This window comes from Pseudomonas sp. IT-P218 (assembly GCF_949767605.1).
Lineage (GTDB): Bacteria > Pseudomonadota > Gammaproteobacteria > Pseudomonadales > Pseudomonadaceae > Aquipseudomonas > Aquipseudomonas putida_AE.
Window position 1 is genome coordinate 277,848 of the sequence record NZ_CATKQQ010000077.1, and the last position, 21,312, is coordinate 299,159.

The 21,312-nt window shown below is 57.3% G+C and carries 20 protein-coding genes and 1 pseudogene; 19 read left to right on the forward strand and 2 right to left on the reverse strand.

Going from position 1 to position 21,312, the window contains the following annotated elements; genetic code table 11:
* The first annotated feature begins 144 nt into the window (after window positions 1–144).
* The 12 genes and pseudogenes from arcD (at window position 145) to ACM6I6_RS27500 (ending at window position 10,304) form a co-directional block, all read left to right on the forward strand.
* Window positions 145–1,572 (forward strand): arginine-ornithine antiporter, encoded by a 1,428-nt coding sequence (arcD, locus tag ACM6I6_RS27445; RefSeq protein WP_406592792.1) that lies wholly within the window; start codon window positions 145–147, stop codon window positions 1,570–1,572.
* A complete protein-coding gene (locus ACM6I6_RS27450; RefSeq protein WP_414920972.1) occupies window positions 1,569–2,432 on the forward strand; it encodes a DNA-3-methyladenine glycosylase family protein in 864 nt (287 codons plus the stop codon). The genes arcD and ACM6I6_RS27450 overlap by 4 nt, the downstream gene beginning before the upstream one ends.
* Window positions 2,433–3,199: 767 nt before the next feature.
* Window positions 3,200–3,571: a PAAR domain-containing protein gene (locus ACM6I6_RS27455; RefSeq protein WP_414920981.1), complete on the forward strand. Its 372-nt coding sequence runs from the start codon at window positions 3,200–3,202 to the stop codon at window positions 3,569–3,571.
* Window positions 3,568–4,530, forward strand: coding sequence for a hypothetical protein (locus tag ACM6I6_RS27460; protein ID WP_274078142.1), 963 nt, complete (start codon window positions 3,568–3,570; stop codon window positions 4,528–4,530). The genes ACM6I6_RS27455 and ACM6I6_RS27460 overlap by 4 nt, the downstream gene beginning before the upstream one ends.
* Window positions 4,527–4,907, forward strand: a complete 381-nt coding sequence (locus ACM6I6_RS27465; protein ID WP_414920973.1) for a hypothetical protein — start codon at window positions 4,527–4,529, stop codon at window positions 4,905–4,907. The genes ACM6I6_RS27460 and ACM6I6_RS27465 overlap by 4 nt, the downstream gene beginning before the upstream one ends.
* Before the next feature lie 551 nt (window positions 4,908–5,458).
* A pseudogene (locus ACM6I6_RS27470) lies at window positions 5,459–5,934 on the forward strand (PAAR domain-containing protein); the annotation flags it as partial.
* Window positions 5,931–6,314 carry a hypothetical protein gene (locus tag ACM6I6_RS27475; protein WP_274078144.1) on the forward strand — a complete coding sequence of 128 codons (384 nt, stop codon included), beginning with the start codon at window positions 5,931–5,933 and terminating at the stop codon, window positions 6,312–6,314. The pseudogene ACM6I6_RS27470 and the gene ACM6I6_RS27475, both read left to right, overlap by 4 nt.
* Window positions 6,315–6,558: 244 nt before the next feature.
* Window positions 6,559–6,918, forward strand: a complete 360-nt coding sequence (locus ACM6I6_RS27480; RefSeq protein ID WP_414920974.1) for a hypothetical protein — start codon at window positions 6,559–6,561, stop codon at window positions 6,916–6,918.
* Between the two features lie 407 nt (window positions 6,919–7,325).
* Window positions 7,326–8,738: a PAAR domain-containing protein gene (locus tag ACM6I6_RS27485; protein WP_414920975.1), complete on the forward strand. Its 1,413-nt coding sequence runs from the start codon at window positions 7,326–7,328 to the stop codon at window positions 8,736–8,738.
* Entirely contained in the window at window positions 8,735–9,118 is a 384-nt protein-coding gene (locus ACM6I6_RS27490; protein WP_274077881.1) for a hypothetical protein, read from the forward strand. Before ACM6I6_RS27485 ends, ACM6I6_RS27490 begins: the two co-directional genes overlap by 4 nt.
* A gap of 82 nt (window positions 9,119–9,200) precedes the next feature.
* On the forward strand, window positions 9,201–9,563 hold the full coding sequence (locus tag ACM6I6_RS27495) for a hypothetical protein (RefSeq protein ID WP_414920976.1): 363 nt from the start codon (window positions 9,201–9,203) through the stop codon (window positions 9,561–9,563).
* A 36-nt stretch (window positions 9,564–9,599) separates the two neighbouring features.
* Complete coding sequence (locus tag ACM6I6_RS27500; RefSeq protein WP_414920977.1) at window positions 9,600–10,304, forward strand: DUF6933 domain-containing protein; 705 nt, start codon at window positions 9,600–9,602, stop codon at window positions 10,302–10,304.
* A gap of 535 nt (window positions 10,305–10,839) precedes the next feature.
* On the opposite strand, the gene ACM6I6_RS27505 is transcribed toward ACM6I6_RS27500, so the two are convergent.
* Both ACM6I6_RS27505 and ACM6I6_RS27510 read right to left on the reverse strand, forming a co-directional pair.
* Window positions 10,840–12,087 (reverse strand): ribonucleotide-diphosphate reductase subunit beta, encoded by a 1,248-nt coding sequence (locus ACM6I6_RS27505; RefSeq protein WP_075945352.1) that lies wholly within the window; start codon window positions 12,085–12,087, stop codon window positions 10,840–10,842.
* A 541-nt stretch (window positions 12,088–12,628) separates the two neighbouring features.
* Window positions 12,629–12,892 (reverse strand): DUF2790 domain-containing protein, encoded by a 264-nt coding sequence (locus ACM6I6_RS27510; RefSeq protein ID WP_274077885.1) that lies wholly within the window; start codon window positions 12,890–12,892, stop codon window positions 12,629–12,631.
* Between the two features lie 416 nt (window positions 12,893–13,308).
* On the opposite strand from ACM6I6_RS27510, the gene acs reads away from it, so the two are divergent.
* From acs to argR, 7 genes are all read left to right on the forward strand, one after another.
* On the forward strand, window positions 13,309–15,264 hold the full coding sequence (gene acs / locus ACM6I6_RS27515) for an acetate--CoA ligase (protein WP_274077886.1): 1,956 nt from the start codon (window positions 13,309–13,311) through the stop codon (window positions 15,262–15,264).
* 689 nt (window positions 15,265–15,953) lie between these two features.
* Window positions 15,954–16,730 carry an ABC transporter substrate-binding protein gene (locus ACM6I6_RS27520; RefSeq protein WP_274077887.1) on the forward strand — a complete coding sequence of 259 codons (777 nt, stop codon included), beginning with the start codon at window positions 15,954–15,956 and terminating at the stop codon, window positions 16,728–16,730.
* An 83-nt stretch (window positions 16,731–16,813) separates the two neighbouring features.
* A complete protein-coding gene (locus ACM6I6_RS27525) occupies window positions 16,814–17,503 on the forward strand; it encodes an ABC transporter permease (protein ID WP_323609284.1) in 690 nt (229 codons plus the stop codon).
* Window positions 17,500–18,198: an ABC transporter permease gene (locus ACM6I6_RS27530; RefSeq protein WP_406592786.1), complete on the forward strand. Its 699-nt coding sequence runs from the start codon at window positions 17,500–17,502 to the stop codon at window positions 18,196–18,198. Before ACM6I6_RS27525 ends, ACM6I6_RS27530 begins: the two co-directional genes overlap by 4 nt.
* Window position 18,199: 1 nt before the next feature.
* Window positions 18,200–19,312, forward strand: a complete 1,113-nt coding sequence (locus ACM6I6_RS27535) for a M14 family metallopeptidase (RefSeq protein WP_414920978.1) — start codon at window positions 18,200–18,202, stop codon at window positions 19,310–19,312.
* Between the two features lie 27 nt (window positions 19,313–19,339).
* On the forward strand, window positions 19,340–20,104 hold the full coding sequence (locus ACM6I6_RS27540; RefSeq protein WP_034151461.1) for an ABC transporter ATP-binding protein: 765 nt from the start codon (window positions 19,340–19,342) through the stop codon (window positions 20,102–20,104).
* Between the two features lie 200 nt (window positions 20,105–20,304).
* Window positions 20,305–21,285 (forward strand): transcriptional regulator ArgR, encoded by a 981-nt coding sequence (gene argR, locus ACM6I6_RS27545; protein ID WP_323629177.1) that lies wholly within the window; start codon window positions 20,305–20,307, stop codon window positions 21,283–21,285.
* Window positions 21,286–21,312 lie beyond the last annotated feature (27 nt).

The window sequence follows — 21,312 nt, forward strand, 5'->3', positions numbered from 1 at the left end:
GACCCTTTTCGGTCATATTCCGCAGTTGAAGGGATGTTCGTTGGCGTTATCCAATAAACGTCATTACGCTTCATCCATTCAGTAAACGCAGGATATGTGACGATTTCGCGGCGACTGCCGCCCCTGGGAAACGGAGACACAGGCATGTCGCAATCGACGCAAAAGCTACGCCTTAGCGCACTGATCGCGCTGGTGGTGGGGTCGATGATTGGCGGCGGGATCTTTTCCCTGCCGCAGAACATGGCGGCCAAGGCCGACGCCGGTGCGATATTGATCGGCTGGGGAATTACTGCTGTCGGCATGCTCACCCTGGCCTTCGTGTTCCAGACCCTGGCCAATCGCAAACCGGAACTGGATTCGGGGGTGTACGCCTACGCCAAGGCCGGTTTCGGCGACTACATGGGCTTTTCTTCGGCCTGGGGCTACTGGATCAGCGCCTGGCTGGGTAACGTCGGTTACTTCGTTTTGCTGTTCAGCACCCTGGGTTTTTTCTTCCCGGTGTTCGGCGAAGGCAACACCCCGGTCGCCATCGCCTGTGCCTCGGTGCTGCTGTGGACGGTGCACTTCGTGGTGATGCGCGGGATCAAGGAAGCAGCCTTCATTAACCTGCTGACGACCGTGGCGAAGATCGTGCCGCTGATCATGTTCATCGTGATCGCCGCCGTAGCTTTTCAAGCGGACGTCTTTACCCGCGACATCTGGGGACGCAGCAACCCGAGTTTCGGCGGCGTGATGGACCAGGTACGCAACATGATGCTGGTCACGGTGTTCGTGTTCATCGGCATCGAGGGCGCCAGCGTCTACTCGGCGCGCGCCGAGAAACGTGCGGACGTGGGCCGGGCCACGGTCATCGGCTTTCTCGGGGTGCTGGCGCTGCTGGTGCTGGTCAACGTGCTGTCGCTGGGCATCCTGAGCCAGCCGGAACTGGCCACCTTGCAGAACCCGTCGCTGGCCGCGGTGCTGGAGCATATCGTCGGCCCCTGGGGCGCGTTGCTGATCAGTATCGGCCTGGGGATTTCGCTGCTGGGCGCCTTGCTATCCTGGGCGCTGCTGTGTGCCGAAATCCTCTTCGCCACGGCCAAGGACAAGACCATGCCGGCGTTCCTGACCAAGGAAAACGCCAACCATGTGCCGGTCAATGCGCTGTGGATGACCAACGTGATGATCCAGCTGTTCTTGCTGATCACCCTGTTCTCCGCCGGCACCTACACCAGCCTGATCTACCTCGCCTCGTCGATGATCCTGGTGCCCTACCTGTGGTCAGCGGCTTACGCGGTGCTGTTGAGCGGGCGCGGCGAAACCTACGAACACGCCTCCGCCGAACGGACCAAAGACCTGCTGATCGGCGGCGTCGCCCTCAGCTACGCGGTGTGGTTGCTCTACGCCGGTGGCCTGAAGTACTTGCTGCTCTCCGCATTGCTCTATGCGCCGGGTGTGATCCTGTTCGCCAAGGCCAGGCATGAACAGGGCAAGCCTTTATTCACCACCATCGAGAAAGGCATCTTTACCTGCGTCGTCTGCGGTGCCGGGTTGGCGGCATATGGGCTGTACAGCGGGGTGCTGCGGCTGTGAAGTTGCTGCTGGCGTTCGAGCCGCCCTATGACTGGCCGGCCATGCTGGGGTTTCTGTCGGCGCGGGCGATTGCCGGAATGGAACAGGTGGTCGACGGCACTTACTCGCGCAGCATCGGCTTGAACGGGGTTCACGGCACACTCTCGATCAAGCCTGCGACCGCAGACTCACTGGAACTGACCCTCGACTTTCCCGATGCGAGTGCCATACCCGAGATCGTCGCCCGGCTGCGGCGGATGTTTGATCTGGATGCTGACCTCATCACCATGCAACGGCACCTGGCGCTCGATCCACTGCTGGCAGGCCTGATTGCACAGCATCCGGGGCTGCGCGTGCCGGGGACGTGGGACGGCCTGGAACTGGCGATTCGTGCGGTGTTGGGGCAACAGATTACCGTGAGCGCGGCCATCAAACTGGCCGGCAAACTGGTGGCGCAGTACGGCGCGCCACTGGCCTCGCCGCACGGTGGCTTGACCCATGTGTTTCCCGAGGCGACGGTGTTGGCGGCGGCGGACCTTGCGACGTTGGGAATGCCGAAAAGCCGTGGCCGCACGTTGTCGGGCGTGGCTCAGGCGTTGCTTGATGATCCTTTATTGTTTGAGCCTGGTCGGCAGGGTGGTGTGAAGCGGTTGCTGGGGTTGTATGGCATTGGGGACTGGACGGCGCAGTACATTGCCCTGCGGCAGTTGCGGGAGATGGATGGATTGCCGAATGGGGATGTGGGGTTGATCAATGCGCTGGCGGCATTGGAGGGTGAGGCGGTGACGGCTCGGGATTTGTTGGCGCGGGCTGAAGGGTGGCGGCCATATCGGGGGTATGCGGCGCAGTTGCTTTGGACTTCGCTGAGTCGTTCAGATTGAGCGAGCTGTCCATTTTTTTCGTTGTAAACCGAAGGCATTCCCAGGTCCAAATACTAAAAAGCCCCGAAAAACTCGAGGCCAGTCCCAAATCCCGGCCACCACACAAAACCCCTGTGGGAGCCAGCCTGCTGGCGATAGCGCCAGCCCGACCACCGCAAATGCTGAAGCTGCCCCCAAACCCACCCACCCCTTCAAGTCTAAACATACAAGCGAGCCTGCTCGCGAAAACGCCAGCCCAGCCAACATCAATGCTGAATCAGCTACCACCCTCGCAAGCCACCCACACCCCACAGGCCTCAAACACTAAGCCTCAGCCCTCGCTCCCCGCCCGCTCGGACACCGGCGAACAAGCCCGATCCCGAGTAAGCCCCCTTACCGTATCCAATTATCTGACTTCGATGAGTAATGCGTTGGTGGCGAGAAGATGATGGAAGGGCGATAAGTTACTAATGTCTATTTTATTGATTTTTTTTACGAACCAAGCACGAATTGGTGTTTGTCCTTTCTCCATTTTCGTCGGCTTTTTCTGCACGGCTTGTGGGATCTTTCCTGATTTTCTCGACCATCTTGAGTTTCCTCTCTGTCCACGTACTTTGCGTTAAGCCACTCATCCCGAGTCGGCTTATCGATGGTTAACAGTGGTGCGCTTTCCATGACTGGGGCGCCAGCAGAGAGGGAGATCAAAAATGGCCAAAGGACATTTCATTCGCCTGGGTGACGACACCACTTGCGGCGGCAAGGTGTTGGAAGCCGACACACGCGTCATGATGTTTGGCATCGCCCATGCGCGTGAAGGCGACCGTGTTTCCTGCGGGAAAAACGACGAAACCTACAAGATCGTGGGAGGCGTCTCCTACATCAACAGTCATGGCAGGATCGTGGCGGGCTCGCTGGACAGCTACAGCACCTGCCCGTGCAGAGCCAGGTTGATCCCGTCGGTTTTTACTGCCACTTATGAGTCGCGTAGCAGTGCTGCGCCCCAGACCACAAGGGCTGCGGCGCAACCGAACCCACCTCTCGCCGGCAATCCGGCAGCGCCACGTCAATCCGGATCGCCCCTTCAAGTCATCCGGCTCCAACCGCATTCAACAGAGCAGATCTGCCGGACCCCGGCTTCTACGTTGTCCCCAACAGCATGACCCGCGAACAACTGGAGGCCACGCTTTTCCCCTCGCGCCAACACGACACCCTGAGCAAGTTCCAGGCGCTCAACCCTGGTCGAAGCGATCTCAAAGCCGGTTCGATGATCGTGCTGAGCGATCCGAACAACAGTTCCTGCACCTATCAGGAAGCCCAGCTGATGCAGGCCGCACAACAGGTCAAGGCAGCGCTCGACCCCCTGACGCCCGAAGAAGCGGAGTTCATGTTTCGCCACGGTGCCGAAATCGCCAGTTTTACCGGCGATACTTCGATCGTTCTCGGCGTCAGCGCGGCGGTAATGGAGAAGCACCTGATTCGACTACGCGACACCCTCCAGGACATAGAACGCCTTCATCAGGAAACCTATCGCCAGCATGGCAACCTGAGATCGAAGCGGTTTGTTGCCGAGCGTAAGCGCCTGCTCGCCCAGCTGGATGCCCACCTGCTGAATTCCTCCCGCCTGCGCGGCCAGACGACCTTGGGCGATCATCCGAAATTGAAGACTGCACTTGGCATTTCCAGTCGTAGCCTGGTGCATCACTGGGACAAAGCTGGGGCGCCGGGGCAGATACCGGGTTATGCCACCCATGTGAATGCGATCAGTCGGGCTGCCAAGTACATGAGCACCGGTGGTTACATTGGCATTGGTATTGGCGGGGTTTCTTCGCTACTGGCTATTCAGGAGGTTTGTGTTGGGGATTCTGGAGCTGCATGCGAGAGGGTTAAGTTTACTGAAGGGGGGAAATTTGTCGGGTCCACCGGTGGTGGCATTCTTGGCGCACGGATAGGCCTAGCTAGCAGTGGTCCGATCTGCTTGGTACTTGGAGCTACTACAGGTATTGGAGGGGTTGTCTGCGTCGCCACATTGGTAGGAGTTGGGGCTTGGGCGGGTACAACCGATGGTGGTGAAATTGGGGAAGTATTCGGCGAAGTACTGTATGAGACCATGCAGCCATGATGAGCAGTTGGCCTGCCTGGGCGGTCCTGATTATCACTGGCGGGCCAATACTGCTGGGATTTATAAGTTTTGCGTACGGCCTATACTTGGGGCGTCACCTGGATGCCATGATGGCGGCGTTGAAAAACAGTCGCTGTATCAATATTTGGGGGGCAGGACTGCGGAATCATGGTTGGTTTGGGTGCTTTGTCTTGGTAACAAAAATTACTGGAGTGGTATTGATGCCAAAAACGTCAATCCGCATCGGTGAACTAGACCCGGTCGATATTGAAAACTTCCCTCCAAATCTCAAACGACTTCTGCAGCTTGATGCGGTGATACTGGTTGGTGGTGCAATTTGGTTGGTGATTGCATGCTTACTGGTAAAATATAAGTAGCTTTAGGGATATGCCAGTCTCTACAGCAATAGGTGGTGTTGTCTGTGGAATGTTGGGGGGGTTGGGGGGCGAAGTCGTGTACCAAATTACGTAATGACTACTGCAGAAATGGTTGTTGGCAGCTTGTGCGGCATTCCACTCACCAGTCTAATTATCGGTGATGTATGGATACTGTACGTTGGCTATACGAAATGTGAGTTGTTGTTGGAGTGTTTCCAGAATAGCTCTTCAAGCTTTACTAATATCGTACGTATGCATACAGGTTCTTGGGGCAGGCTTCAGTTGGTGGGCAGCGCTTGTGGAGTTCTTACATTGCCCAGTTTTTACATAAAGCACGGCATCCTTAGTGCTGACGATTTTGAAAATTTCCCTCGCCCACTCAAAAGGAAACTCATAGCGTTGCAATGGAGTACTTTCGGGTCATTCGCATCGTTGGAATTGCTAATCACATTGTTAAAGTCAGGAGTCCTAATTAGCTGTAAAAAATTGTGGCAAAACGTAAAAAAACAATTTGAAACAGGTGCAATTAAAAGGGGCGGGAGACCTTGGTCGATCATCCAAAACTGAAGACGGCCCTTGGCATTTCCAGTCGTAGCCTGGTGCATCACTGGGACAAAGTTGGGGCGCCGGGGCAAATGCCGGGTCATGCCACCCATCTTGAAGGTGTGGCAAAGGCTTCTAAATACGTCAAATACGGCGGTTGGCTGGGTACTGCCATTGGGGAGGAGCATCTGCCATGAAGGTGCAGGATGTGTGTACGGCGGGAAATACCGAAGCTTGCGAGCGTGTTAGATTCACCGAGGCGGGTAGCTTTGCTGGCGGAATCATAGGCGGTGCCGCCGTAGGTGCAAGGTTGTCAGTTGAGACAACCGGCAGGCTCTGTATTGCACTCGGGACAACTAATGGTGGTTTGGCGACCGGGATATGCTCCGCGGTATCGGTAGCAACAGGGGCCTTGGTTGGGGGAGCAATAGGCAGTGGGATTGGCGAGTGGATTGGTGACCTTATCTATGAAGCAACTAGATGAGTAAAGCATCGATGATATTCGGTGCTCTCGGTGGCGTAATCCTCCTACTGATCTTCGTCTGGCTCGTAGTAGCACTTCATATGGCCTATACCAAGATGGATGTACTCCTTGGGCACCTGAAAAACAGCCCGGCAATTACCGTTCTGGCCTTCTGGCGACACGCAGGGCCATCGGGGCGGTTGAGGATGATCGGCAATATTGCCCATTACGTCTCGTCACCACGTAGAGGTATCGAAAACGGTACCATCAGTGCTGAAGACATAGAGAATCTTCCAGCGCCAATCAAGTGCAAGCTGGTTATTTTGTGGCGGAGCCTAACATTCCTTTTGGGAGCATTATTCTTGGTGTGGTGCATTGGAAAAATTTTTGGCCTTAGGTAATAACATCTAGAAAGCCTGGCCTCTCAACCGGTGTTTTGGCGCTACTCGCCGTTATGATGTTACTGAGTGAAGTGGTAATGGGCGATACGCTCGTGATTTTCATCGCTTGAGGGGCCATGGTGTTTATTTCTTTCGTGCGACTTTGTCCCGGTCGCCCTGACGAACGGTGATGACCTGAATGCGGCAGATTTTCTGGCAAGAATGAGTTTTACTTCGTCAATGATCCCCCGTAAGGGTGATGCTCATGTCCATCCTCGAAAGCGACTGGAAGAAGTTCAAGGAACTGCGCAAGGTTGCGCTCGATCGTTTCTGCCAAGGTGTGTTGGCCGATGCCAGGACCATCACTGAACATGGTGCGCTTTCGGCTCAAGCCAGGTATGGGATGCTTTATCGGCTGATGCGCGACCGGGATAAAGACATCGTCCGCACTTTCGATCATTACAGTCGCTCAAAGGCAACTATGGCTTTGAGAATGATGGTCAAGCACGACTTGCTAACCGATGCAGAGCTGTCGGTCCTCAGTGAAGCGGCGCGGGAAGAGATTGCTGACGCTGTACGCCAGCCCTATGAGATTGAATGGGCTGATGAGATCATGCGGCTGTAACCCGAAAGCCATCCCCGGCCCAAATACTAAAAAGCCCCGAAAAACTCGAGGCCAATCTCAAATCCCAGCCCCCCCTGTGGGAGCCAGCCTGCTGGCGATAGCACCAGCCCAGCCAACATCAATGCTGAATCGCTACCACCCTCGCAAGCCACGCACACCCAACAGGCCTTAGATGTTTATTTTTTGATTTTTTTACGAACCAAGCATGAATTCGTATTTGTCCTATCTCCATTTTCGTCGGCTTTTTCTGCATGGCTTGTGGGATCTTTCCTGATTTTCTAGACCATCTTGAATTACCTCTCTGTCCACGTACTTTGCGTTAAGCCACTCATCCCGAGTCGGCTTATCGATGGTTAACAGTGGTGCGCTTTCCATGACTGGGGCGCCAGCAGAGAGGGAGATCAGCAATGGCCAAAGGACATTTCATTCGCCTGGGTGACGAGACCACTTGCGGCGGCAAGGTGTTGGAAGCCGACACACGCGTCATGATGTTTGGTATCGCCCATGCTCGTGAAGGCGACCGCGTTTCCTGCGGGAAAAACGACGAAACCTACAAAATCGTGGGAGGCGTCTCTTACATCAACAGTCATGGCAGGATCGTGGCGGGCTCGCTGGACAGCTACAGCACTTGCCCGTGCAGAGCCAGGTTGATCCCTTCGGTGTTCAACGCCACGTATGAATCGAGCCACAGTGCTGCGCCCCAGACCACAAGGGCCGCATCCCAACCGACCGCACCTCTCGCCGGCAATCCGGCAGCGCCACGATCAGCCGGTTTCGCGTCTGCATCGAACACTCCCAAGCCAGTGTTCCCGGGCGGTGCAGCGGCCCAGGAACCGGGCTTCTACATCGTGCCTAAAAGCACCACCCGCGAACAGCTTGAAGCCTCCTTGTTCATCGTGCGTGACCCGGCGGTGATGGGCAAATTCAAGCTGCTCAATCCCAACTTGCGTGACGTCAAAGCCGGCTCGATGATCGTGCTGAGCGACCCCAGCAACTACCAGTGCACCCGTGAAGAAGCCTTGCTCATGGATGTGGCAGCCAAGACCAACCAGATCATTGAAACGCTTAGCCCGGAAGAAGCGGATTTCATGGTGCAACACCGTGATGTCATCCAGGCCTTCCTGACCTACGGCTCGAACGCTATTGGCGTTGGCGCGAGTATTTTCAAGAACAACCTGGATAACGTAGGCAATGCCTTGAGGGATATTGAAGCGTTGCAACAGAATACGCTGCAGAGAGATGGGCACCTGCGCTCGCCAGCATTCTTTGCAGAGCGCCAGCGTCTGCTCGCACAACTGAACAGCCATATGACGGCGCTGACCCGCAAGGGCATTGGATTCCCTGACCATATCAACTTGAAAAAAATGTTGGGTATTTCCAGCCAAAGCCTGGTCCACCACTGGACCAATGCCAGTCCCGGGGGGCAAATACCGGGTCATGCCACCCATCTTGAAGGTGTGGCGAAGGCTTCTAAATACGTTCAATACGGTGGTTGGTTGGGTACTGCCGTCGGCGGGGGTGCATCTGCCATGAAGGTGCAGGATGTGTGTACGGCGGGAAATACCGAAGCTTGCGAGCGTGTTAGATTCACTGAGGCAGGTAGCTTTGCTGGCGGAATCATAGGAGGTGCCGTCGTAGGTGCAACGTTGTCAGTTGAGACAACCGGCAGGCTCTGTATTGCACTCGGAGCACCTAATGGTGGTTTAGGGACCGGGATATGCACCGCTGTAGCGGTAGTAACAGGGGCTTTGGTCGGGGGAGCAGCAGGCAGCGGGTTTGGCGATTGGATCGGTGACCTTATCTACGAGGCAACGAGATGAGTAAAGCATCGATGATATTCGGTACTCTCGGTGGCGTAATCCTCCTACTGATCTTCGTCTGGCTCGTAGTAGCACTTCATATGGCCTATACCAAGATGGATGTACTCCTTGGGCACCTGAAAAACAGCCCGGCGATTACCGTTCTCGCCTTCTGGCGACACGCAGGGCTATCGGGGCGGTTGAGGATGATCGCCAACATTGCCGATTACGTCTCGTCACCACGTAGAGGTATCGAAAATGGCAGTATCAGTGCTCAAGACATAGAGAATCTTCCAGCGCCAATAAAGCGCAAACTGGTTTTTTTGAGGCGCAGCGTATTATTACTTTCAGTGTCACTAGTCTTGCTGTGGTGCATTGCGAAAATTTTTAACCTTAGGTAATAACATCTAGAAAGCCTGGCCTCCCAAACCGAATCCTGTAGCTCTGCACCGCATTGTATGATCATTCGCCGGGGTAATGCTCATGTCCATCCTCGAAAGCGACTGGAAGAAGTTCAAGGAACTGCGCAAGGTGGCTATCGATCGTTTCTGCCAAGGTGTGTTGGCCGATGCCAGGACCATCACTGAACATGGTGCGCTTTCTCCTCAAGCCAGGTACGGGATGCTTTATCGGCTGATGCGCGACCGGGATAAAGACATCGTCCGGACTTTCGATCACTACAGTCGCTCAAGGGCAACTATGGCTTTGAGAATGATGGTCAAGCACGACTTGCTAGCCGATGCAGAGCTGTCGGTCCTCAGTGAAGCGGCGCGGGAAGAGATTGCTGACGCTGTACGCCAGCCCTATGAGATTGAATGGGCTGATGAGATCATGCGGCAGGACTGACAACCGCTATCGCCAGCCTTCTACCAGAGAACCAGGATGTTGATCTTCAATTGCACCGAAGCCGCCAGCAACTTTTTCAGTCGTGTCCACAAGGGCAAGAAAATCACCCCGGTGGAGAAACCGACGTCGCTCATTATTGAGGACGATACGCCTGACGTGTCAGCCGAACAGTGGCTGGTCCACGCCATCACCGTTCAACGTAAACATGTGCTGTTCGTCATCCATGTGAAAACCCGGTATTGCATGATTTTCGCGGAGGCAAAAAAAGCGGATGTCGAAGGTTTCGTCGATCGTTTTGCCGAGCGTTGGATACACGGCCTGATCCACCATGCGGGCCAGCACGACATCCTTCGCTGGGTCGATGATGAGCCGATGATGGAGCGCTTCCAGGAGAGTTGCCGCGAGTACGTGTTCTACAAACGCGGGCATCGCGGTGCGCAAAAACACCTCAATGAAATTGCCTGGATATTCGAGGATTGCGCCGCCGAATGGGGTACGTTGCCCCCGGATGAATTCGCCGCTGGACGCTTCGATAGTGACATGAACGACACGCCGCGAAGCAGTAAAGGTCAGAAGGACTATTACTACCCTGATGAGGAAATGATCGTTCATTGGTTACGCCGCTACGGCGGCCTTGATGAGGCTCGCATTCAAGCCGCCCGTGAGCGGCGTATGGAAGTGAAGCGGGAGATATGGGCGCTGGAGGATAAGCTTCGGCAAGCGTTCGAGCCACTGCAATAGTGCAGACACTCCAAGACCTTTTGCCGATCAGATCCTCGGGCTCTCGGAAATTGGCCAACAGGCTATCGGCCAGCTTCATCAACTCAGGATCGGGGAGCACACAATCAGAATCCGCGGTGGAAGACTGTTGATCCGAGAGGATCGGTCATTACCGATCGGTGTGGAGTTTGTGCAGGCATTTCCATTACCTCTACGTTTGAATTTGAAGAGGGCCGGGCCCAACGTAGAGGACCAAAGAATCCCAACGAAGCTGTTCGTCCACACACGAATGCGCTTACATGCTGGTAGCAGCATGCGTTCTGTGTGATGAGGTTAGCTTCTACGTTGGGCGTTTCTTAGGCACCTGCAGCAGAGATTAAAGTCGCTTTGAATGGTCATCAATGCGGATGTATCTGGAATTGCTGTAGGAGGTTTTGCGACTGCTGAGTAAGCGGGTAGGAGTTTTCCTACTGTCAATAAAAAGCCCCGATCAGATCGGGGCTTTTAGATGTTCGATTTGGCGATTCAAGTCGCTAAATCGTGGCTTGCCAAGGAATCAATCCCAGCTAAGCGCACCACCGGTTTGGTACTCGATTACGCGAGTCTCAAAGAAATTCTTCTCTTTCTTCAAGTCCATGATCTCGCTCATCCAAGGGAACGGGTTAGTCGTCCCTGGATACTCTTCTTTCAAACCGATCTGGCTCAGACGACGGTTAGCGATGAACTTCAGGTAATCCTCCATCATCGCCGCATTCATGCCCAGTACCCCACGAGGCATGGTGTCACGAGCGTATTCGATTTCCAGCTGAGTACCTTGCAGAATCATCTGGGTCGCTTCTTCCTTCATTTCAGCATCCCACAAATGTGGGTTTTCGATTTTGATCTGGTTGATCACGTCGATGCCGAAGTTCAGGTGCATGGATTCGTCGCGCAGGATGTACTGGAACTGCTCGGCGACGCCGGTCATTTTGTTGCGGCGGCCCATGGAGAGGATCTGGGTGAAGCCGCAGTAGAAGAAGATGCCTTCCAGGACGCAGTAGTAGGCGATCAGGTTGCGCAGCAACTCTTTGTCGGTTTCGACTGTGCCGGTTTCGAACTTCGGATCGGAGATCGAGCGGGTGTATTTCAGGCCCCAGGTGGCTTTTTTCGCGACCGATGGGATCTCGTGGTACATGTTGAAGATCTCGCCTTCATCCATGGCCAGCGATTCGATGCAGTACTGGTAGGCGTGGGTGTGGATCGCCTCTTCGAAGGCCTGGCGCAGGATGTACTGGCGGCATTCCGGGTTGGTGATCAGGCGGTACACGGCCAGCACCAGGTTGTTGGCAACCAGGGAGTCGGCGGTGGAGAAGAAGCCGAGGTTGCGCATCACGATGCGGCGCTCGTCGTCGGTCAGGCCTTCCGGGTTTTTCCAGAGGGCGATGTCGGCGGTCATGTTGACTTCTTGCGGCATCCAGTGGTTTGCGCAGCCGTCCAGGTACTTCTGCCAGGCCCAGTCGTACTTGAAAGGTACGAGCTGGTTGAGGTCGGCACGGCAGTTGATCATGCGCTTTTCATCGACAGCGACACGGGCGGAGGCGCCTTCGAGTTCGGCGAGGCCTTCGGCAACGTCGAGGGAATCCAGGGCGGCTTTGGCGCGGGCAACGGCGGCAGAGTCAGCGGCGGTCACGGCACGGGCTTCGAGGGCGGCGGCACCGCCGGCGCTGTCGAGACGGTCCATGTTGGCTTCGGTGGCATGGCCAGCGTTGGCGCTCTTGACTGCTACTTCCGTGTCTTCTTTGTCGAATTCGTCCCAGCTCAGCATGACGTGTCGTCTCCTGCGTGAGGGCCAGTGTGCCCGTGTGAAAATGATCGGTTGGTTTTTCACACGGCGGTGCTGGCCGCGTTGGATAGCGTTTTTTGCAGCGGTACACGCAGGCAAATAAACATAAATTTGTACGGGGTTCCGAGAGCCACTGATGGGCGCAATCGGCATCGAATGCCGTTGCGGGGCTTCAGACTGGCTATTCATCCCTGTAAGGGGATATTGCAGGCCCGTTTAAGGCCGCATTATAGGGAAATTTTCACGGTCGTGGTGGGGCGAATCCGCGCATGGAGCGGTCAAGAGGGCAGGTTTTTCGGTCGGAGCGAGGGTTTACAGGGCTTTGGCGGGTGAAGATTTTTTTTCGCGGAAATGGCGGGGAATGGGTTTTGCTCAAAAAGTGAGCAGAAAAGGGGATTTTTTACTACATCTTGTGTTTGTGGGCGATTTTTGACCAGTTAAGACACAACTGAGCCCGGCGCGGAGCCGGGCTGGAATCGACCTTCAGCGAGGCGCTGGAGAGGCCGGATTCGGCGCAGTCAGATCAGCCGCTGGAGCAGCCGTTACCCATGACGCTGTAGCGCAGGATATGGCGCTGGCCTTTGGAGTCGTCATATTCCATTTTTGCCGGGACAACTTCACACACATTGGGGACTTCGCTCATTGAAATAACTTTGGCGATGTCCAGGTCCATCGAGTAAGTGTAATCCTCGATGGCCGGTTGTTGCTGCGCGACATCAGTCTGGGCCTCGTCTGCCATGGCGGTTGCGCACAGGCTGCTGAGGGCCAGAACCAATAAAGCTTTCATCTAGTGTTTACCTTTTTCAAGTCGAGTGGGGTCACGCAACCTTTTTGGGGTTGCGTGTGGATCGGGCTACTTGGGGTTGGGTTAACTGCCTTCGTGGGGGCTGTAACTTGGTTAACTCAGTTTGCCGGTTGGCGGAGCGAATTTTAGGCGTGGGGGTGGCATTCATATAGGCGTGGTTTTGATAAACACCTTTGACGGATTTTGTAACAATCGGTGGATAGCCTTTTGTCTGACGCCCCGTGGTGTTCTCAGGTTTATCGCGAGCAGGCTCGCTCCCACAGGGGTTGTGTGGGATTCGTGCGGGTATCAGGACATTTGGTGTGGGCTTGTTACTACCATCGTCGAATGGTTCTATAGGCCCCGCCCGGGCTACAACAGGGTCATACAAAAACAACTATTCCACCGAGGTAAGAAAGATGAGTGCGGCTTCCCTGTATCCCGTTCGTCCCGAGGTTCTGGCCAACACGCTGACTGACGAGGCGACCTACAAGGCCATGTACCAGCAGTCGGTCGTCAACCCGGACGGTTTCTGGCGCGAGCAGGCCAAGCGCCTCGACTGGATCAAGCCTTTCACCACGGTGAAACAGACCTCCTTCGACGATCACCATGTCGACATCAAGTGGTTCGCCGACGGCACCCTTAACGTTTCCTACAACTGCCTGGACCGCCATCTGGCCGAGCGCGGCGATCAGGTCGCGATCATCTGGGAAGGCGATGACCCTTCCGAAAGCCGCAACATCACCTACCGCGAGCTGCACGAACAAGTCTGCAAGTTCGCCAACGCCTTGCGTGGCCAGGACGTGCACCGCGGCGATGTGGTGACCATCTATATGCCGATGATCCCCGAAGCCGTGGTCGCCATGCTGGCCTGTACCCGGATCGGCGCGATTCACTCGGTGGTGTTCGGTGGTTTCTCGCCGGAGGCCCTGGCTGGTCGCATCATCGACTGCAAGTCGAAAGTGGTGATCACCGCCGACGAAGGCATTCGTGCCGGCAAGAAGATTCCACTCAAGGCCAACGTCGACGACGCCCTGACCAACCCGGAAACCAGCAGCATCCAGAAGGTCATCGTGTGCCAGCGCACTGGTGGCAATATCAAGTGGAACCAGCACCGCGACATCTGGTACGAAGACCTGATGAAAGTGGCGGGCACCGTTTGCGCACCTAAAGAGATGGGTGCTGAAGAGGCGCTGTTCATCCTTTACACCTCCGGCTCCACCGGCAAGCCGAAGGGCGTGCAGCACACCACCGGCGGCTATCTGTTGTACGCGGCCATGACCCACGAGCGCGTGTTCGACTACCGCCCGGGTGAAGTCTACTGGTGCACCGCCGACGTCGGCTGGGTCACCGGCCACACTTACATCGTCTATGGTCCGCTGGCCAATGGCGCGACCACGCTGTTGTTCGAAGGCGTGCCGAACTATCCGGACATCACCCGGGTGGCGAAGATCGTCGACAAGCACAAGGTCAACATCCTCTACACCGCCCCGACCGCCATTCGCGCCATGATGGCCGCGGGTACGGCTGCCGTTGAAGGCGCCGATGGCAGCAGCCTGCGCCTGCTGGGCTCGGTGGGCGAGCCGATCAACCCGGAAGCCTGGGACTGGTACTACAAGAATGTCGGTCAATCCCGTTGCCCGATCGTCGACACCTGGTGGCAGACCGAGACCGGCGCGACCCTGATGAGCCCGCTGCCGGGTGCCCATGGCTTGAAGCCGGGTTCTGCGGCGCGTCCGTTCTTCGGCGTGGTACCCGCGTTGGTGGACAACCTGGGCAACATCATCGAAGGCGAAGCCGAGGGCAACCTGGTGATTCTCGATTCGTGGCCAGGCCAGGCGCGTACCCTGTATGGCGATCACGACCGTTTCGTCGACACCTACTTCAAGACCTTCCGTGGCATGTACTTCACCGGTGACGGCGCCCGTCGCGATGCCGATGGTTACTACTGGATCACTGGCCGCGTGGATGACGTGCTCAACGTGTCCGGTCACCGCATGGGCACCGCCGAGATCGAAAGCGCGATGGTCGCTCACCCGAAAGTCGCTGAAGCGGCGGTGGTCGGTGTGCCGCACGACATCAAGGGGCAGGGCATCTATGTCTATGTCACCTTGAAAAATGGTGAGGAGCCGAGCGAGCAACTGCGCCTGGAGCTGAAGAACTGGGTGCGCAAGGAGATCGGTCCGATTGCTTCGCCGGATGTGATCCAGTGGGCGCCGGGGCTGCCGAAGACTCGTTCGGGTAAGATCATGCGGCGGATTCTGCGCAAGATTGCGACGGCGGAATACGATGCGTTGGGGGATATTTCCACCCTGGCGGATCCGGGTGTGGTGCAGCATTTGATTGATACGCACAGGACGATGAATGTTGCTTAAGTAGCGTTCAGCGTCATCGAAGCCCTGCCAGGTGTTGAGCCTGGTGGGGCTTTTTGTTGCCTGGAGTTTTTGTGGTGGCTGTGCGGGCCTCTTCGCGGGCAAGGCCGCTCTTACAGGGGCTATGGAGTGTTCGCGATCTGTGTCACACCATGGAAACCTGTGGGAGCGGGCTTGCTCGCGAAGGGGCCAGAACAGCCACCGCATAAACAACAGCCAATAATTATCGGCTTCCCCTGTGGGATGTTTCCTACTGTTACCTGCGACTTTTCAGGTTACTGAATGTGTAACCGCCATGCGCCGATTCGGGGCATTGGGAAACGCCAAGGCCCCTCGGATGCTCCCGCAAAAAATAAGAAGCCACGCTGCGCTTGCCGGATTAGAAGGCTTTGCCAATAATAGGCCCGCAACTTGCAATACAGATCGGTTTACCGTCTTTTGCTCTCGCATGAATTTGCAGGGCTGTCAACGTGCTCGAACGGCTTTCTCGGTGCATCTGTAACTAGTTGTCGCATTGAAGAAATATCGGCTCCGGGCCTGTCGTTAGAATGCCGATCACTCGCTCGTCGTTGCCTGTGTTGAATTTAAACACCCGCATCCCAGGACGCAGCAACGCTTTCCGGTTCCACTCATTCGCATATTGGGCTGTCGCTCACTCTGCCGTTTTAGCCCTTTACCGATGGAGTCCCAAGATGAAGAAACTCGTGCTGCTTGGCGCCCTGGCAATGTCCTGCGTGCTGTCCCTGCCAACCTTCGCCGATGAAAAACCCCTGAAGATCGGTATCGAAGCGGCTTACCCTCCGTTCGCTTCGAAAGCGCCGGACGGCAGCATCGTCGGTTTCGACTACGACATCGGTAACGCCCTGTGCGAAGAGATGAAGGTCAAGTGCGTGTGGGTCGAGCAAGAGTTCGACGGCCTGATCCCGGCACTGAAAGTGCGCAAGATCGACGCGATCCTGTCGTCCATGTCGATCACTGAAGACCGCAAGAAGTCCGTGGACTTCACCAACAAGTACTACAACACCCCGGCTCGCCTGGTCATGAAGGAAGGCACTCAGGTCAGCGAAGGCCTGGCCGAGCTCAAGGGCAAGAACATCGGCGTGCAGCGTGGTTCGATCCACGAGCGTTTCGCCCGCGAAGTCCTGGCCCCGCTGGGTGCCGAGATCAAGCCATACGGTTCGCAGAACGAAATTTACCTCGACGTGGCCGCCGGCCGCCTCGACGGCACCGTGGCAGACGCTACGCTGCTGGATGACGGTTTCCTGAAAACCGACGCCGGTAAAGGTTTCGCGTTCGTCGGTCCTGCGTTCACCGACGTCAAGTACTTCGGCGACGGCGTGGGTATCGCGGTTCGCAAGGGTGACGCGCTGAAAGACAAGATCAACACCGCGATCACGGCCATCCGCGACAACGGCAAGTACAAGCAAATCCAGGACAAGTACTTCGCCTTCGATATCTACGGCAAGTAACACGACAAGTCCGAAATGGCGCAAGCAGCAGGTTTTCTGAGGTTTGCGCCATTTTTTCATCCCAACTTTCGAGGACCTGAATCATGTTGAAAGGCTACGGGGCTGTCATCCTCGATGGCGCTTGGCTGACGCTTCAGCTCGCCTTGTCGTCCATGGCCCTGGCCATTGTCCTGGGCCTGATCGGCGTGGCACTGCGTCTGTCGCCGGTGCGCTGGCTGGCCTGGCTGGGCGACCTGTATTCCACGGTGATCCGCGGCATTCCCGACCTGGTGCTGATCCTGCTTATTTTCTACGGCGGCCAGGACCTGCTCAACCGCGTCGCGCCGCTGCTCGGTTTCGACGAGTACATCGACCTCAACCCCCTGGCCGCCGGTATCGGTACCCTGGGTTTTATCTTCGGTGCGTACCTGTCGGAAACATTCCGTGGCGCGTTCATGGCGATCCCCAAGGGTCAGGCTGAAGCGGGCATGGCCTACGGCATGAGCAGTTTCCAGGTGTTCTTCCGGGTGTTGGTGCCGCAGATGATTCGCCTGGCGATTCCGGGCTTTACCAACAACTGGCTGGTCCTGACCAAGGCCACCGCGCTGATTTCGGTGGTCGGCCTGCAAGACATGATGTTCAAGGCCAAGCAGGCGGCAGATGCTACCCGCGAGCCATTCACCTTCTTCCTCGCAGTGGCGGCGATGTACCTGGTGATCACCAGTGTCTCGTTGCTGGCATTGCGTCACCTCGAGAAGCGCTACTCGGTAGGCGTAAGGGCGGCTGAGCTATGATCTTCGACTACAACGTCATCTGGGAGGCCTTGCCGCTGTACTTCGGCGGCCTGGTGACCACCCTCAAGTTGCTCGCGCTGTCGCTGTTTTTCGGTCTGCTCTGTGCCTTGCCGCTGGGCCTGATGCGCGTCTCGAAAAACGCCGTGGTCAACATGAGCGCCTGGCTCTACACCTACGTGATTCGCGGCACACCGATGCTGGTGCAGCTGTTTTTGATCTACTACGGTCTGGCGCAGTTCGAAGCGGTGCGTGAAAGTTTCCTCTGGCCGTGGTTGTCCAGCGCGACCTTCTGTGCCTGCCTGGCGTTTGCCATCAACACCAGCGCCTACACCGCCGAAATCATCGCCGGCAGCCTGCGTGCCACGCCGAACGGCGAGATTGAAGCGGCCAAGGCCATGGGCATGTCGCGCTTCAAGATGTACAAGCGCATCCTGCTGCCGTCGGCCCTGCGCCGGGCACTGCCGCAGTACAGCAACGAAGTGATTATGATGCTGCAGACCACCAGCCTGGCGTCCATCGTGACCCTGATCGACATCACCGGTGCCGCGCGCACGGTCAACGCCCAGTACTACCTGCCGTTCGAGGCGTACATCACCGCCGGCGTGTTCTACCTGTGCCTGACCTTCATCCTGGTGAAGCTGTTCAAGATGGCTGAGCGCCGCTGGCTGGGCTACCTGGCCCCACGGAAGCACTGATATGGAACGCATCGATCATGCTTTGCCGTGGAGTCACCTGGGCAGCGAACGGCAGATTTCGGTGTTCCGCTTCGGCAGTGGCGAGCGCAAGGCCTACATCCAGGCCAGCCTGCACGCCGATGAGCTGCCGGGCATGCGCACCGCCTGGGCGCTGAAAAAGCGCCTGGCTGAACTCGAAGCCCAGGGCTTGCTCAACGGCGTGATCGAACTGGTGCCGGTGGCCAATCCACTGGGCCTCGGTCAGTTGCTCCAAGGCAATCATCAAGGGCGTTTCGAGGCCGGCAGCGGCAAGAACTTCAACCGTGATTTCGTCGAGCTGAGCGCGCCATTGGCCGCACAACTCGATGGCCATCTGGGCGATGACCCGCACGCCAATATCCAGTTGATCCGCCAGGCCATGAGTGATCATCTGGCCGCACTGCCACCGGCCAGCAGCCAGTTGCAGGGCATGCAGCGCATCCTGCTCAGCCATGCCTGCACTGCCGATGTGGTGCTGGACCTGCATTGCGATGCCGAAGCGGCGCTGCACATGTACGCCTTGCCGCAGCACTGGCCGCAGTGGCGTTCGCTGGCCGCGCACCTGAATGTTCGGGTTGGCTTGCTGGCGGAAGACTCCGGCGGCAGCTCCTTCGACGAAGCCTGTTCGCTGCCGTGGTTGCGCTTGTCGCGTCTGTTCCCGGATGCGCAAATTCCCTTGGCGTGCCTGGCGACTACCCTGGAACTGGGCGGTCAGGCCGACACCGGTCGCGCCGAGACCGAGGCTTACGCCGAGGGCATCCTGGCGTTCCTCGCCGAGCAGGGGTTGATCAGCGGTGACTGGCCGCAACCTGCCCAGGAAGCCTGCGAAGGCCTGCCGTTCGAAGGCACCGAATTGCTGTTCGCGCCGCACCCCGGTGTGGTGAGTTTTCTGCGCCAGCCCGGTGAATGGGTTGAGGCAGGCGACGAGATTTTCGAAGTGATCGATCCGCTGGCGGATCGGGTCAGCACGGTGTGTGCTGGTACGTCCGGGGTGCTGTTTGCCATTGAACGGCTGCGTTACGCCCAACCCGGTTTCTGGCTGGCCAAGGTGGCGGGGCGCGAAGCGCTGCGTCACGGGCGCTTGCTCAACGACTGACTGACTGTTTTTGTGAGAACCGACCGCATGTACAAGCTTGAAGTCCAAGACCTGCATAAACGCTATGGCAGTCACGAAGTGCTCAAGGGCGTGTCCCTGAAAGCGGCGGCTGGCGATGTGATCAGCATCATCGGCTCCAGTGGCTCCGGCAAAAGTACCTTCCTGCGCTGCATCAACCTGCTGGAGCAGCCGCACGCGGGCAGGATCCTGCTCAACAACGAAGAGCTGAAGCTGGTGGCGAACAAGGACGGCGCGATGAAAGCCGCCGACCCGAAACAGCTGCAACGCATGCGTTCGCGCCTGTCGATGGTGTTCCAGCATTTCAACCTGTGGTCGCACATGACCGCGCTGGAAAACATCATGGAAGCGCCGGTGCATGTACTGGGCGTGTCCAAGGCCGAGGCCCGCGAGAAAGCCGAGCACTACCTGAACAAGGTCGGCGTGGCACATCGCAAGGATGCCTACCCGGGCCACATGTCCGGCGGCGAGCAGCAGCGCGTGGCGATTGCCCGTGCGCTGGCGATGGAACCTGAGGTGATGCTGTTCGACGAACCGACCTCGGCACTCGACCCGGAGCTGGTTGGCGACGTGCTGAAAGTCATGCAGGCCCTGGCCCAGGAAGGCCGGACCATGGTCGTGGTGACCCACGAAATGGGCTTCGCCCGTGAAGTGTCGAACCAGTTGGTGTTCCTGCACAAAGGTGTGGTCGAAGAGAGCGGCAACCCGCGCGAGGTGCTGGTCAATCCACAGTCCGAGCGCTTGCAACAATTCCTGTCCGGCAGCTTGAAATAATCAAGGCTGCCGTTGTGTACCTTGTAGGAGCTGCCGAAGGCTGCGATCTTTTGATGTTGATTGTTCACGTCAAAAGATCGCAGCCTCGTTTCACTCGACAGCTCCTACAGGGATCTGTGTAGGTTTTGTGATTTGCGTTCATTTACGGGCTAGCATTGGCCCATGCCTTCATCACTGTTTTTCGCTTCGGATTGCCCACCATGACTGCCCATCGAATTGGTTTCCTGATTTGGCCCAGCACTAAAGCACTGACGCTGGCGCTGGCTGAGGAGGCCTTGCGAGTTGCCCAGCGTGTGCACCCGGACGTGGTCTACGAACTGTCCTTCCTGCAGGCCGAACCACCGAGCGAAAGCGCCTGGCAATTGCCCGGTGAAGCCTGGACCGGCAAGCTGGAAAACTTCCAGAAACTGTTCCTGCTCGCTGACGAGCCGCCGACCAGTCTCGCGCCGGCGTTGAGCAGTGCGCTCAAGCAGCTGGTGCGTGCCGGTTGCGTGATCGGCGGTCTGTCGGCCGGTGTTTATCCGTTGGCGCAACTGGGCTTGCTCGACGGTTACCGCGCCGCCGTGCACTGGCGCTGGCAGGATGATTTCGCCGAGCGCTTTCCGAAAGTCATCGCCACCAGCCATCTGTTCGATTGGGATCGCGATCGCCTGACCGCTTGTGGCGGCATGTCGGTACTCGACTTGCTGCTGGCGGTACTGGCTCGCGATCACGGCGCCGAACTGGCCGGCGCGGTATCGGAAGAACTGGTGGTCGAGCGTATTCGCGAGGGCGGTGAGCGCCAGCGCATTCCGTTGCAGAACCGCCTCGGCTCCAGTCATCCGAAGCTCACCCAGGCGGTGTTGCTGATGGAAGCCAACATCGAAGAGCCGCTGACCACCGACGAAATCGCCCAGCATGTGTGCGTGTCCCGTCGGCAATTGGAGCGGATCTTCAAGCAATACCTCAACCGCGTGCCGAGCCAGTACTATCTGGAACTGCGCCTGAACAAGGCCCGGCAGATGTTGATGCAGACCAGCAAGTCGATCATCCAGATCGGCCTGTCCTGTGGCTTCTCCTCGGGGCCGCATTTCTCCAGCGCCTACCGCAATTTCTTCGGCGCCACGCCGCGCGAAGATCGCAACCAGCGGCGCAGCAGCAGCCCGTTCGAATTGTCGTCGGTACCTTCCGAGCGCGGTTAACCCCAGCGCCAGCACCATCCCCTGTAG